This is a genomic window from Adhaeretor mobilis (assembly GCF_007741515.1).
In the GTDB taxonomy this organism is placed as follows: domain Bacteria; phylum Planctomycetota; class Planctomycetia; order Pirellulales; family Lacipirellulaceae; genus Adhaeretor; species Adhaeretor mobilis.
Map to the genome: position 1 here is coordinate 2,767,888 of NZ_CP036263.1, position 13,542 is coordinate 2,781,429.

A 13,542-nucleotide genomic window follows, 5' to 3' on the forward strand; every position below is an offset into this window, starting at 1 on the left:
GCAAACTGATAGTCACTAAACCACGTTTCGAACGATTTCAATTATGGCAGAACAAGTCTACGGTACCCAGCAAGCTTTAGAAAACGCCAACCCCTTCATGGCCAACGGCGATTCGGCGTTACGCTCACAGCTTTCGGCAGATGTACCGCATCGCCGCGGCTCGGAAGTCTATGACGCCGCGCTGATGCGTCTGCGCGTACGCATGGATTCTACGCACGGCATGGGCTACACAGTCGGTATCACGAGCTGCGAACGCGGCTCCGGCGTGAGCACGTTAGCCGCCAACATGGCGATTCGGGCCGCTGATTTGCAGTTTGGGCCTGTACTGCTGGTCGACGCCCACCCAGGCAAGAGCAGCGTAGCTACCGCTTTTGGTGTGGAAGCCGGGCCAGGCTTGGGGGAAGTCCTCTCGGGTCGAGTTCCACTGGAGGACGGTATTCAGCAAGCGGCCGTCAACGGCCTCGACCTGATGACGCTAGGTGGTAATGGTTTGTTGGAACGTGCGAGCGTCGAGACGGAGCGAATCGAGAATCTCCTCAAGCAGCTCCGTGCCGAGTACCCAATCGTGTTTTTCGATTTTCCCGATGCAGAACACATGATGCACACGTTGGCACTTGGACAACTTATGGATGGCGTCCTATTGGTTGTACGCTCCGAAAGAGTACGCAGTCGTCGAGCAGCCGAATCGCTCCGCCAGCTTCGTTCGGATGGCATGAATGTAGTTGGCTCCGTGATGACTCGTCGTCGTAACTATTTACCAGCTTGGGTTGATCGGAAACTGTAAGAAGTCGGCAAGATGGACGTTTGGGACCGTAAGCGTACGGCATAGTAGGGTACTTTTTAAACTGCGTAGTTGAAGTTTTGGTAAGGCAACCAAGTGTCGTTAACGGTAAAATCACAGCCGACTGTTTATCCCACTTCAGGGAGTGCTGCGCCCCCTGCGTTGGACACCACGGCATCCGAAGACTTAACAACCAGTAAAGCTGAGAAGTCTCCTGAGCAAGTATCAAGCGAGAATTCTCGTCTGTGGCGACGCCTTGCGATTGGAGCCTCGGCACTACCGGTGCTCGCGATATTCGACCAGGGTATAGTGAGCGGGGGGAACTTCCTCACGACTGTCATTCTTGGCAATTTCTGCACTGAGGCCGATCTCGGCGTGTATGGGAAGGGCATGACCATCGTTGTTATGCTCGTGAGCCTGCCGATGGCTCTCATCTGGACGCCGTATAACGTGTACAGCTCCGACATGTCTGCTCGACGGCATTCGGCATACAAGGCGAACTCACTGCTTCATTTGCTAGTGATTATCGCGGTCGCAGCCGTTTCACTTAGCATGGCTGCATTATTCTCAGCCTCCCAAATCGTCGGATTGTTGTTTGCACTGTCTGCGGCAGCTGGCTTTCTCTTAATTAGAGAACACGCAAGACGGCTCAGCTTTGCTCGGATGGATATGGCCTCAGCCATCAAGCTCGATGTGCTTGTCACAGGGCTGCATCTCACTCTGCTTGGGACGGCTGCATGGCTAGGCTGGCTCTCGGGGGCCCGTGCATTCCTGATCCTCGGGTTGGCATGTCTGTTAGGTATCGCTTTGATGACACATCAATGGGTGCCCAAGACATTTCCACGTCGTCGCGGAGTGAAGCTCGATTTCTTTCGCAACTGGAAAATGTCGAAGTATGTCTTCGCCGGGACGATTCTTTTCACGTGCAGCAATGGAGCCTACCCGTGGTTGTTGGGGTATTTTTACGGAGATGCCGCTGTGGGGAGGCTCACGGCAGCAGGAGGAGCAATCTTTCTGGCAAATCCGTTGCTTATCGCCGCGACCAACTACTTCGGACCCGCAATGGTGCGAAACAATCGCGAGTCTGGGGCCGCGGGGGTCTACCGGACGGCGGTCGCTTGCGTCTTAGGCATCGCTGCGTTGATGCTGCTCTTCTGCGGCGTGATGTACTTCTTCGGCGGGTGGTTCGTCGAAACCGTGTTTAGCAACAGCTACGCGGGCCTCGACGCTCTAGTGATGTCTCTTGCATTCGCACAGTTAGTCAATGCAATGCTGATACCGTTGCGCTCGGGACTGTTCGCTCTCGATCAAGGTCGGCTGATGATTCATGGCGGCGTGGTTCGAATGATTTGCTTAGCGACAATCGGTATCTACGCCGTGAGAGTCTGGGGCCCGGTAGGCGTGGGGATCGGTATGCTTAGCGGCGATCTTGCTGCGGTGATGATTAAGACTTACTACCTGCGAAAATTAGCTTTGCAGTCCGGCCATGCACAATCAAGCGAGCTCTCCCCTGAGCGAGTGAACGCGGGAGGCTCGGATAGATGACACAACAGCGCTACTACAGCATACCCCCAAGTGAAGAAGATGTTGCCCCTGCGAGGCGGCCTTGGGCGCTCATGGCGTTGCTGGCGGTGCTGTTTTTTATCTCAACTCCGCATAGGCTGGATGAGAGTTTGCGATTCAATGAGGCCGCCCGAGCAGGCGACGGTAGCGAGGAGGAACTCGCAGCCAGCGTCAATGCCGAAGCGGTCTCCTCGGGGAGTCAAGCACGACGATATTGCCTGTTCTTGCTTGGCATGGCGGGGGCGGCAACCCTCGTGAATTTCCGTGGGCCAGAGTTGCGTTTGAACGGTTGGCTAGGAGCCTTGAGTGTCGCCTTCTTGCTCATGATGTTTGTCAGCATTGCTTGGTCGGGGCAAAGTTCACTCGCCTTGCGGCGCGTTGTGGCAGTTGGTTTGCTACTCTTCGGAGCCGTTACCATGGCGCGACGATTTAGCATGCAGGATTTGCTGCTGTTCGTGGTTCTCACTACAGCGGCCTACTTATTCATTGGCGTGCTAGCGGAAATTCGCTTCGGCAACTTCAGGCCCTGGGCTGGAGGATATCGTTTCTCAGGAACGTTACACCCCAACCAGCAAGGTATGAATTGCACGCTCCTACTGCTCTCAGCGTTTGCCCTTGCCGCATATGCCAAGCGAGGTCGAGCTCTTTTGTGGTCGATTGCCGGTGCAGCACTACTTTTCCTGATTTTAACCGGTTCTAGAACTTCGCTGGCTAGTGCCCTCTTCGGCTTGGGGGTTTTCGGCGTCCTGCGTTTTCCTATTGCTGAATCGTTACGATACGGTGCGCTACTCATTACCGGCGTAGCAATGTTGCTTGCGATCGGGGCGATGGTCACAGGGGAACGCCTTGATGAACAGATGCAATCAGCCCTGCAACTAGGGCGTGAAACTGAAGCAACTGAATTAGGTTCGCTCAACGGACGCGTTCCTTTGTGGCGCGAGTTGAGCGGCTACATGTCAGAACGCCCCTGGCTGGGTTATGGCTACAAGAGTTTCTGGACGCCGCGACGGATCGTCAAAATCTCTCACAACCAGGGCTGGTGGATGATGCAAGCGCACAATGGCTACCTGGAAATGGCGCTCAGTCTTGGTTTGATTGGTGCTAGCCTGTTTATCGGGATCCTGAGTTTGTCGATTAAACGGGCGCTAGAAATTTTCACCGAAACCAAGGCAGCCAGTGCTGCATTCGCCGTCGCACTGCTGAGCTGGGTGGCGGTCAACACCCTATTAGAAGCTTGGATTGATGAGCCGGTGCTCCCTTCCTTCATCGCACTAACGATCATCGCTTCCTTAGCGGCCTTAGAGACGCCACTCTGGCAGCGCACTCAACCCGAGCCAGAGATAGCACAATCTGTACAGCCACTCCGGCGATATCCGGCGACGGCGTTGGTAACGTGAGACTAAAGAGCTGATATAGAACTACGAGAACTTGAACACTTAGAACAGATCCCCAGCAACTGATTACCAAACTATGTCTTTACCCCTCATCAGCATCCTGATTCCTACATACAACCGCGCCGATTGGTTGGCCACAGCGTTGCAGTCGGCAGTTGAGCAAGAGACAGCGGGGCGATTTACGTTGGAAGTGATCGTAAGCGATAACGATTCGTCCGATCACACGCGCGAGACGGTCCACGAATTTGCTGCGACGACAGAAGTGCCGGTTAAATATGTGCACGCCACTCGCTCCGGTGATGCTCAAGCACGCAACGCAGGCTTACCGCATTGCGAAGGAGATTGGATCGCATTCATGGACGACGATGAATTGGCGAAAGCCGATTGGCTGCAGAAGTTGCTTGAAGTTGCTTTGCAGGATCACGCGCAGCTGGTTGGTGGCGCCGTGCATCTCGATTTGCCACCGGAAGAGGTCAACCAATTGTCCCTCGATGTCAGGCGCTCTTTGCGCGAGCGCAGCCCAGATACTTGCCAGGGTGGCACCCGCCCGTTTACCGAGCGAGAGGTCCCCGGCATGGGCAATCTGCTCATTGCTCGTGAGGTGCTCAATCACTTGGTGGAGTTCGATGAAACAGTTGTTAGCTCCGACTACGATTTCTTTGTGCGGGCGAGGCGAGCCGGTTTTGCCAGTTGGTTTGCACCGGAAGCAATTATTTATCACCGTACACCAGAAACGCGACTTTCTCAGGAATTTATCGATTGGGATTCTTACCGTTCCGGCGCAATGTTGGCGATCTTTGATGAAAAGTATGGCGGCAGACGGAAGTTGTTGAAGTGGATGCTACTGAGGGCAGGGCAGGGGGCGCTGGTTACGTTTCCGAAATGGTTGCGTGCGAAAATTACCGGAAATACCCAACTTGCTGTCGATGTGCGGATTCGCGGGCAACGGTTGGCTGGCTATACTCGTGGTTTTTTTACGCTCATTGCTCCTCGCTGGTTTTCCCAACACTCGCTTGACGAGCGAATTGACTTTCTCAAAGGCCGGCTGATTGGGAAGAATACGCCTGCACCACCTGAAGCGGTCGCTAAAGCATTTCAAGAGCCTGCGGTCCAGGCTCAAGAGGTGGGCGTATGAAAGTTCTACAACTCTATAACCAGTATCGCAGCCTGCACGGCGGTGAAGAGACCGTTGTTCTGATGACCGACGCGCTGCTCAAGAGGCGCGGCCACGAGACGCAGCTACTCATGCGTTCCAGTCGTGGGCTAGATGCTTCGCTCCTCGGCAAGATGAAGGCCTTCAAGAGCGCGTTCTACAATCGCGATGCCTACGCAGAAGTCGCGGCGTCCTTGCAGGCAGATCGGCCCGATGTTGTCCACGTACATAATCTCTACCCGCTGTTCTCACCCTCGGTGCTCGATGCCTGCACGCATGCCGGAGTGCCCGTGGTGATGACCAACCACAACTACTTACTCACTTGCCCCACCACGCATCACCTGCGCAATGGCAAGGTGTGCGAGAAGTGCATCGGTGGGAAGGAAATCCATTGTGCACTCAACAACTGCCGGGGCAGTTGGGCGGAGAGTGTCGCGTATGCAGCCCGCAGTGCGTACGCACGTCGCAAACGTTCGTTTTCGAAGAACGTATCGCAGTTCATTGTGCTCACGGATTTTGCAAAGCGCCAGCTACTCCGCGGCGATTACGACCCTCACGACATTAATGAGCAAAACGTCCACGTCCTCCCGAACATGGTGGAACTTGATGACACGGCAGTCGATCCGTCGCAAAACAATTACTTCGCTTACTCGGGCCGTATGAGCTACGAGAAGGGTGTCGACGTGCTCTTGGAGGCAATGCGAAGCTTACCGGACGTAACGCTCAAGCTCGCCGGTCAGGGCCCGCTGCTTGACGAACTTCGGGAATCTGCGTCTGAGAACTGCGAATTCCTTGGGCAGCTTAACTCGGAAGAGATGCGAGAACACTATCGCGGCGCCCGCGGAGTCATCATCCCAAGTCGCAACTTCGAGGGCTGCCCACTGGTGGTATCGGAAGCGATGAACCACGGCATACCACTGGTCGTTTCGGAAATCGGTGGGCTGCCAGACCTCGTCGGTAGCAAGTTGCCTGAGGGACAGCAATGCGGCCGGTCGTTCCCTACGGACGATTCAGCAAAGCTTGCCGCCGAGTTGCGTGACCTCTGGGACCATCCGGAGAAGAGTCGCCAACTAGGCGAGTCGGGCCGCAAGCGAGCGTTGTGCCACTTCAGCGAAGGCGCGTATTATCAAGGTCTCATGAAAGTGTATGCAGCAGCAACTGGTCGCTCGGTGAATGCCCTTTCGCCTCCCAACGCCACGAAAAATGTAGGTCACATTGCCGCTGAGTCACTGAAAGTGCAGGAGCTAGCTGTTGGTAATCTATAGATCCATCAACGAATAAAACGCCTCACTCCCCATTAAGAATCATTTATCAACACCAACCCATTTGATAGAGAGCGATAGGAGCTCAAGCATTTGCAAGACGCAGCATCATTGGAATTATCATCAATAGAGAAAGCACAATATGAGTGTAGCCATAGTCACCGGCTCGGCCGGTTTGATTGGCTCGGAAGCCTCGAGATACTTTGCAGATAAGGGTATGGACATCGTCGGAATCGATAATGACATGCGTCGGCGCTTCTTTGGAGACGAAGCTTCGACCTGTTGGAATCGCGATCGTTTGACGGGTGATCTGGGAGATCGCTACACGCACGAGTCGATAGACATTCGTGACGATTCGGCAGTCGAATCCCTGTTCGCTAGGTACGGTTCCGATATTGACCTAGTCATCCACGCTGCGGCACAACCCTCACACGATTGGGCCGCCCGCGAGCCTAAGACGGATTTCACGGTCAATGCCACCGGCACCTTGAATATGCTTGAAGCCACGCGCCAGTTTGCTCCAGAGGCGGTGTTCATCTTCACCTCGACAAACAAAGTCTACGGGGATACGCCCAACAAGCTGCCTCTTTTCGAGCAGAAGACTCGCTGGGAAATCGACCCCGACCACCAATACGCTGGTGGTATCCCGGAGACAATGTCGATCGATCACACGATGCATAGCCTGTTTGGCGCTTCCAAAGTTGCTGCCGACGTACTCGTACAAGAGTATGGCCGTTACTTTGATATGCGAACGGCCTGCTTCCGCGGGGGGTGCCTCACCGGTCCCAGCCATTCTGGAACGAAGCTGCATGGCTTCCTGGCGTACCTGATGAAATGTGCCGTCACAGGAGATGCCTACACGGTGTTTGGATACAAGGGCAAGCAAGTCCGTGACAACATCCACAGTCACGACCTCATTCGCGCGTTTGATGCGTTCTACAAGAAGCCCAGTTCTGCAGCTGTTTATAACCTAGGTGGCGGACGTCACAGCAACTGCTCGATGCTCGAAGCAATCGGCCTTTGCGAACACATTGCGGGTCGCGATATGGCGTGGACCTACGCAGAGGAAAACCGCGCTGGTGACCACATGTGGTGGGTCAGCGATCTCACCCGCTTCCAAACGGACTACCCAGATTTCGAGCTCGAATTCGACGTGCCCGAAATTCTACAACAGATCTACGATGCGAATGTCGAGCGCTGGATGGAGATTGCAGTCGCATGATCGATCAAGGAAAACACAACATACTGGGGGTCGATGTCAGCGTCGTGGATTACGCGGGCGCCGTGAATCGCATTGTCGAAGCCGCCTACAAGCGTCAACCGTTGGCCGTGTCGGCACTGGCGGTGCATGGCGTTATGACGGGCGTGGCCGATCCAGAGCATCGTTATCGCCTCAATCAATTCGACCTAGTCTGCCCCGATGGCCAACCAGTGCGCTGGGCCTTGAAGGGTTTGCATGGCGTTGGACTAGCCGATCGCGTCTACGGACCGCAGCTTATGCTCGAAACTTGCGAGGCCGCAGCCGAGAAGGGCTTGCCGATCTTTCTATTCGGCGGAAGCGACAAGTTGCTCGATAAGTTGCAGTCGAATCTGTTGACCAAGTTCCCCGAGCTAAGAATCGCCGGGCGGCGTGCCTCAAAATTCCGAAAGCTCAACTCCCAGGAGTGGGACGAGTTAGTTGACGAAGTTCGGGAGAGCGAAGCCACAATACTTTTCGTTGGTCTTGGCTGTCCTCGCCAAGAAGTGTTCACCTACGAAATCCGCGATGCCGTTTCCATTCCCACGCTTGCCGTAGGAGCTGCGTTCAACTTCCACGCCGGAGATCTACCGCAGGCTCCGCCGAAGATGCAAAGGCTAGGTCTGGAATGGCTCTACCGTTTGATTCAAGAGCCGAAGCGCCTCTGGCGTCGCTACTTACTGTTGAATCCTGCTTACGTTTCACTGCTAGCGTTGCAGAAGCTACGGCTTTACCGAGTACGTCGCGACGACCTTCAACCTCCTGAGAGCCAGATCCTGTACGGATAGTCGCTGTTACAAATCACAAGAAGAACTCCCTCCTACTGCGTACCTATGCCTTCAACTTTTACCACTGCCGACGAGCCTCTCGATGTTGGGATCGACGATGTGCCTCGCTGCGCGAAGTATGCAGTGAGTGTCGTCGTGCCGATGTTCAACGAGCGGGAATGCCTCGACAGCATGCTCGAATTGCTCATCGATTTATCATCGCAACTCGACGGCGAGTACGAACTAGACTTCTTACTCGTTGACGACGGGAGTAGCGATGGCACCGGTGAGATGCTTAGAGAACGCGTTGAGCAGCGTCCCGATTTTCGCGTGATCCACCACGAAGAGAACCGTGGTATTGCCGCGGCAATCCAAACAGGCATCCAGAATGCCACACATGAGATTGTCGCTTCGATTGACGCCGACGGCTCGTACGATCCGGCCCTCATCGCGGAGATGACGCCGTTGTTGGTAGAAGGAGTCGATGTGGTTACCGCTTCTCCCTATCACCCCAAAGGAGCCGTAGAAGGCGTCGCCGCTTGGCGAATTATACTTTCCAAGGCTGCTTCTAAGCTCTATCGCGTGGCAACCGGCAATAAGTTGTTTTGTGCCACGAGCTGCTTCCGTATTTACCGTCGTGATGCCGTTCTCGAAAACACCCCAGAGAACCTGGGGTATGTCGGTGTTGCCGAGTTGCTCTGGAACGTTCGAAACGCAGGGGGTGTGATTATTGAACATCCGGCTACTTTGCGCGTACGCACAGCAGGACAATCAAAAATGAAAATCGCTAGCGCCGCTCGCGACCACTTGCGTTTGATGAGCCGCATCGTAGCTCAACGCGTTCTGAAGCGATGAAGATCTATTCCACTTATTGATGCCAACCAGCGAATAACCTTTATTTAGAAACACTATTAACTCATTCAGGTACTGAAAGAAAAGGCAATCCTATGGCAACTGATTTAAAGAAACCTGTCAAGAAGATGGAACTCCCTTCGGACCAAGATTCCACGGGCCGTGATATGGGTGATGATGAGATGCTTCTACTGGGGGAAGCTATCGCCAGTGGTACGCTCACCAGTACGAAGGGAAAGTTCGTCAAACAACTTGAAGAACAATTCGCACAGTATCTCGGCGTTGATCACTCGCATGCGGTTAATTCCGGGACAGGTGCTCTGCACACAGCGGTCGCCGCGATTGATCCTGAGCCGGGCGACGAGATCATTACCACCTCAATCACCGACATGGGTGCCCTCACACCCATTATCTACCAGTCGGCAATCCCCGTATTCGCCGACGTGTGCCCTAGCACCTACAACGTGACGCCTGAGTCCATCGAAGCGGTGATCAGCGAGAAGACCAAAGCAATCATGGTCACCCACTTGTTCGGCAATCCCTGTCGCATGAATGAGATCATGGAAATCGCCCGTGCTCGGAGCATCCCGGTGATCGAAGACTGCGCCCAATCCTTCGGGGCAACGATTGATGGGCGGTATGTCGGCACCTTTGGCGACATTGGTTGCTTCAGCCTGCAACAGGGCAAGCACATTACCACGGGCGAAGGTGGCCTTGTAACATCCAGCGACGAGGCGCTCGCCCGCCGTATGTACTTGTTCATCAACAAGGCATGGGGCTACGGCGATGCTAAGCCAGATCACTACTTTTTGGCTTTGAACTATCGAATGAATGAACTCACTGGTGCAGTCGCTGTTGCTCAGTTGGCGAAACTGGCGGAGTTTGTTTCCCGTCGCACAGAAATCGCTGCCGCTATGACCGCGGGCCTCTCCGACTTACCGGGAATTCACACTCCCGCTATCGCCGAGGGCATGAAGCACACTTTTTGGAAGTATTGTCTCCGCGTCGAAAGCGACAAGCTGAAAGGCGGGCTTGATGAACTAGCAAAGCGATTGAAAGAACGCGGCATTTTTTGCGGACCTCGTTACATTCAAAAGCCTGCTTTTGAGTGTGAAGTGATCCGCGATCAACGCACGTTTGGTGATAGCCGTTTCCCCTTCAATTTGGCCCGTCCTGAAGCTGTCGACTACAGCCGCGATAAATTCCCCGGCACATACGAAGCCTTGGCTAGCGTGCTTGTGCTACCACTCAACGAAAAGTACGAGTCGCAACACGTCGATTACGTCGTGCAAAATATCCGCGAAGTTGCCCACAAATTGGCCAAATAGTCTTCACGAAACCATCAACCTCTTCCCGGTAAGGAATTTAACTGTGAGTGAAACACTAACTCCCGTCCGCTTCGGCCTCGTCGGAGCCGGAGCCATCGCGCAGGCGTACGCGCAAGCCTTTGCCAGTTCCGAACAAGTTCAACTTGCCGCTGTAGCCGATTGTCGTATCGAAGCCGCCGAAGCTCTCGCTGAAACTGCGAGTGCAGCTTCGTTTAGTAGTGTCGAATCGATGGTCGAGGAAATGGATCTCGAGGCCGTGATCGTCTGTACGCCACCCGTCACGCATGACGAAGTGTGCGATGTGCTATTCGCCCGCGGCATCAACGTTCTCTGCGAGAAACCACTAGCAGTTGACTCAGAAACGGCCGCCCGCATGGCCGCGTCTGCGAAAGAGGCTGACGTCATCTTCACGATGGCCTCGAAGTTCCGTTACGTAGCCGATGTGGCGCAGGCCAAGTCGATTATCGCTTCCGGCGTGCTTGGCGAAGTGGTTCTGTTCGAGAACATTTTCACTGGCCGCGTCGACATGACACAACGCTGGAACTCCGACCCTTCCGTCTCTGGCGGCGGAGTTCTGATCGACAACGGCACGCACTCGGTGGACATCACCCGCTACTTCCTAGGCGAGCTTGTCGATATACAAGCGATGGAAGGGCACCGCATCCAGGAGCTTCCGGTCGAAGATACCGCCAAGATGTTTGTACGTAGCCGTAGCGGCGTCTTGGCGAGCATTGACCTCTCTTGGAGTGTGAGCAAAGAATTGCCGTACTTTATCGCTGTGTACGGTAGCGCTGGGACATTACTGGTAGGTTGGCAAGAGTCGAAGTACCGTCGCAGCGGTGATAGCGATTGGACCGTGTTCGGTAGCGGCTACCAAAAAGTAGCTGCTTTTCAGCGACAACTGGAGAACTTCGCCGGTGCCGTACGCGGTACGGAATCGTTGCTCGTTGAACCGGCCGATGCGTTGGCGTCTGTGAGCGTGATCGAAGCAGCCTATCGATCTTTGGCCAAGGGAGATTGGGAACCCATTGTCGAGGTTTCCGCCAAGAAGGCTTCAGCCATCTAATGACGTTGGAATCATCAATGAGCGAGTGCTCGACACAGCTGATCCATGAAACGGCCCGCGTTCACGAAACGGCGATGGTCGAGGGAGGGGTGCAACTCGGGCGTGACACTTCCGTGTGGGATAACGCACACATTCGCAAAGATTCAGTTCTCGGCGACGAGTGCATCGTGGGAGGGAAGTCTTACATCGCCTACGAGGTACAAATCGGTCACCGCGTGAAGATCAACGCGATGGTCTACATCTGTTACGGCGTCACGATCGAAGACGGCGTCATGATCTCTGCCGGCACCATTTTTACCAACGATGTATTCCCGCGTTCCACGACGCCCGACTTATTGGAATTGCGTTCGTCCGATCCCGATGAGGAGACGCGGCGTACGGTCGTTGCGGAGGGAGCAACGATCGGCGCGGGATGCATCATTGGTAGTGACTTGAAGATCGGTCGATTTGCTATGGTCGGCATGGGTAGTGTGGTTACACGGGACGTGAGTGACTTTCACTTGGTGGTGGGCAATCCGGCCAAGTCCGTCGGCTGTGTTTGCCGTTGCGGCAAGCCTCTTTTAAAGTGGCCAGAAGGCGCCCCCTCAGGTAGCAGGGTGGTCGGCTGTCAGAACTGCCAGCGCAGCTACAAGATCACAGATGGCCAAGTCAGCGAGCAACTCGCAAGCGAGGGCAGCTGATGTCTTCCGACTCATTGCAAGCTGGAAACGACCTATCGCAAAAGCATTGGGCTATCATTGGTGGTGGCATGCTGGGGCTCACGCTCGCGCACAATCTGGCGAAGGCCGGCCAGCAAGTCACCCTCTACGAAGCAGCGTCGGAGATTGGCGGTCTTGCCGGATCTTGGCACGTAGGGGAAATTCAATGGGACAAGCACTATCACGTTACGCTTCTGTCCGACCTGCGGAATCGAGCCTTGCTCACTGAGCTAGGGTTGGAAAAAGACATGCGTTGGGTAGAAACCAAAACAGGGTTCTTCACCGAGGGCAAGCTCTACTCGATGTCGAGTACGCCGGAGTTTCTGCGATTCCCACCGCTACGAATGATCGACAAAATACGATTGGGCGGTACGATCTTTATGGCGTCGAAACGACGCGACTGGCAAGCACTTGAGCGAATCCCAGTGGCCGACTGGCTCAGTAAATGGTCAGGTCGACGCACGTTCGAGAAAATCTGGTTGCCACTGCTTAAAGCCAAATTAGGCGACACCTACAAGCGTTGTTCCGCAACTTTCATCTGGGCAACCATTGCTCGCATGTATAAAGCTCGGCAGAGCGGCTTAAAGAAGGAAATGTTCGGCTACGTCCCAGGAGGCTACGCCAAGATTCTAGAGCATTTCGCTGCTTCGCTTGCGACGCGAGGTGTCGAGATTTGCACTGGAGAACCCATCAAGCAGATCGTATCTGACCAAGAAGGCCTCGTGTCAGTTCAGACCGACCAGGGCGCACAGCATTTCGATCGCGTGGTGATGACTACACCGTCGTCCCTACTGACGAACTTTTGCCCGCAACTCTCAGACCACCAACGCCAACAGCACGAACAAGTCGAGTATCTGGGTATTCTGTGTGCCTCAGTCGTGCTGAAGAAGCCTCTGGCCAACTACTACGTGACGAACATAACTGACTCCGGAGTACCTTTCACGGCTGTCATCGAGATGACCACTCTAGTTGACCCCAAAGAACTTGGTGGCAACACGCTAGTGTACTTGCCGCGTTATGCGGCTCATGATGACAAGGCTTGGGAGTGGTCGGACGCGCAAATCGAAGAGCTCTTCATTGGTGCGCTCGTTGATATGTATCCAGATTTTTCACGAGATGACGTACTCGCCTTCAAGGTTTCGCGAGCCCGCCACGTAATGGCGCTACCGACGCTAGAGTATTCAACGAAACTGCCACCGATGGAAACCAATATTCCCAACGTGTTCGCCGTGAATTCGGCTCACATCGTCAAGGGGACGCTCAATGTGAACGAAGTGGTCGAGCTGGCGGAAACTGCGCTCAGTGAAACCCTTTTACCCAGTTTGCAGAATGCATACCAATCGAGTTCCGCCTTGCCCGAATTACCCACGACAGACTCCCTCTTAGAACCAACCACTCAGCCGGTAAGTGCTTAACGCACTCCAATGAACCAAGAATAAGC

12 protein-coding genes are annotated in these 13,542 nt (G+C 54.6%); all 12 read left to right on the forward strand.

What is annotated here, in order from left to right:
* The first annotated feature begins 43 nt into the window (after positions 1 to 43).
* The 12 genes from HG15A2_RS10895 to HG15A2_RS10950 all read left to right on the forward strand — a co-directional run bounded on the left by HG15A2_RS10895 (position 44) and on the right by HG15A2_RS10950 (position 13,516).
* Positions 44 to 784 (forward strand): P-loop NTPase family protein, encoded by a 741-nt coding sequence (locus HG15A2_RS10895; protein ID WP_145060283.1) that lies wholly within the window; start codon positions 44 to 46, stop codon positions 782 to 784.
* A 93-nt stretch (positions 785 to 877) separates the two neighbouring features.
* On the forward strand, positions 878 to 2,326 hold the full coding sequence (locus HG15A2_RS10900) for a lipopolysaccharide biosynthesis protein (protein ID WP_145060284.1): 1,449 nt from the start codon (positions 878 to 880) through the stop codon (positions 2,324 to 2,326).
* On the forward strand, positions 2,323 to 3,741 hold the full coding sequence (locus HG15A2_RS10905) for an O-antigen ligase family protein (RefSeq protein ID WP_145060285.1): 1,419 nt from the start codon (positions 2,323 to 2,325) through the stop codon (positions 3,739 to 3,741). The genes HG15A2_RS10900 and HG15A2_RS10905 overlap by 4 nt, the downstream gene beginning before the upstream one ends.
* Before the next feature lie 73 nt (positions 3,742 to 3,814).
* Positions 3,815 to 4,873, forward strand: a complete 1,059-nt coding sequence (locus HG15A2_RS10910; protein WP_145060286.1) for a glycosyltransferase family 2 protein — start codon at positions 3,815 to 3,817, stop codon at positions 4,871 to 4,873.
* Complete coding sequence (locus tag HG15A2_RS10915; RefSeq protein ID WP_145060287.1) at positions 4,870 to 6,156, forward strand: glycosyltransferase family 4 protein; 1,287 nt, start codon at positions 4,870 to 4,872, stop codon at positions 6,154 to 6,156. The genes HG15A2_RS10910 and HG15A2_RS10915 overlap by 4 nt, the downstream gene beginning before the upstream one ends.
* 139 nt (positions 6,157 to 6,295) lie before the next feature.
* Entirely contained in the window at positions 6,296 to 7,375 is a 1,080-nt protein-coding gene (locus HG15A2_RS10920) for an NAD-dependent epimerase/dehydratase family protein (RefSeq protein ID WP_145060288.1), read from the forward strand.
* Positions 7,372 to 8,178, forward strand: a complete 807-nt coding sequence (locus HG15A2_RS10925; protein ID WP_145060289.1) for a WecB/TagA/CpsF family glycosyltransferase — start codon at positions 7,372 to 7,374, stop codon at positions 8,176 to 8,178. Before HG15A2_RS10920 ends, HG15A2_RS10925 begins: the two co-directional genes overlap by 4 nt.
* A gap of 45 nt (positions 8,179 to 8,223) precedes the next feature.
* On the forward strand, positions 8,224 to 9,012 hold the full coding sequence (locus tag HG15A2_RS10930) for a glycosyltransferase (protein ID WP_145060290.1): 789 nt from the start codon (positions 8,224 to 8,226) through the stop codon (positions 9,010 to 9,012).
* 92 nt (positions 9,013 to 9,104) lie between these two features.
* Positions 9,105 to 10,337 carry a DegT/DnrJ/EryC1/StrS family aminotransferase gene (locus tag HG15A2_RS10935; RefSeq protein WP_246117939.1) on the forward strand — a complete coding sequence of 411 codons (1,233 nt, stop codon included), beginning with the start codon at positions 9,105 to 9,107 and terminating at the stop codon, positions 10,335 to 10,337.
* Between the two features lie 43 nt (positions 10,338 to 10,380).
* Entirely contained in the window at positions 10,381 to 11,403 is a 1,023-nt protein-coding gene (locus HG15A2_RS10940) for a Gfo/Idh/MocA family protein (RefSeq protein ID WP_145060291.1), read from the forward strand.
* 17 nt (positions 11,404 to 11,420) lie between these two features.
* Positions 11,421 to 12,083 (forward strand): acyltransferase, encoded by a 663-nt coding sequence (locus HG15A2_RS10945; RefSeq protein WP_145060292.1) that lies wholly within the window; start codon positions 11,421 to 11,423, stop codon positions 12,081 to 12,083.
* Positions 12,083 to 13,516, forward strand: a complete 1,434-nt coding sequence (locus HG15A2_RS10950) for an NAD(P)/FAD-dependent oxidoreductase (protein ID WP_145060293.1) — start codon at positions 12,083 to 12,085, stop codon at positions 13,514 to 13,516. The genes HG15A2_RS10945 and HG15A2_RS10950 overlap by 1 nt, the downstream gene beginning before the upstream one ends.
* Positions 13,517 to 13,542 lie beyond the last annotated feature (26 nt).

Coding starts and splice junctions, on each gene's coding strand:
- HG15A2_RS10895 (WP_145060283.1), top strand. CDS start 44: ATGGCAGAACAAGTCTACGGTACCCAGCAAGCTTTAGAAAACGCCAAC.
- HG15A2_RS10905 (WP_145060285.1), top strand. CDS start 2,323: ATGACACAACAGCGCTACTACAGCATACCCCCAAGTGAAGAAGATGTT.
- HG15A2_RS10910 (WP_145060286.1), top strand. CDS start 3,815: ATGTCTTTACCCCTCATCAGCATCCTGATTCCTACATACAACCGCGCC.
- HG15A2_RS10915 (WP_145060287.1), top strand. CDS start 4,870: ATGAAAGTTCTACAACTCTATAACCAGTATCGCAGCCTGCACGGCGGT.
- HG15A2_RS10920 (WP_145060288.1), top strand. CDS start 6,296: ATGAGTGTAGCCATAGTCACCGGCTCGGCCGGTTTGATTGGCTCGGAA.
- HG15A2_RS10925 (WP_145060289.1), top strand. CDS start 7,372: ATGATCGATCAAGGAAAACACAACATACTGGGGGTCGATGTCAGCGTC.
- HG15A2_RS10930 (WP_145060290.1), top strand. CDS start 8,224: ATGCCTTCAACTTTTACCACTGCCGACGAGCCTCTCGATGTTGGGATC.
- HG15A2_RS10935 (WP_246117939.1), top strand. CDS start 9,105: ATGGCAACTGATTTAAAGAAACCTGTCAAGAAGATGGAACTCCCTTCG.
- HG15A2_RS10945 (WP_145060292.1), top strand. CDS start 11,421: ATGAGCGAGTGCTCGACACAGCTGATCCATGAAACGGCCCGCGTTCAC.
- HG15A2_RS10950 (WP_145060293.1), top strand. CDS start 12,083: ATGTCTTCCGACTCATTGCAAGCTGGAAACGACCTATCGCAAAAGCAT.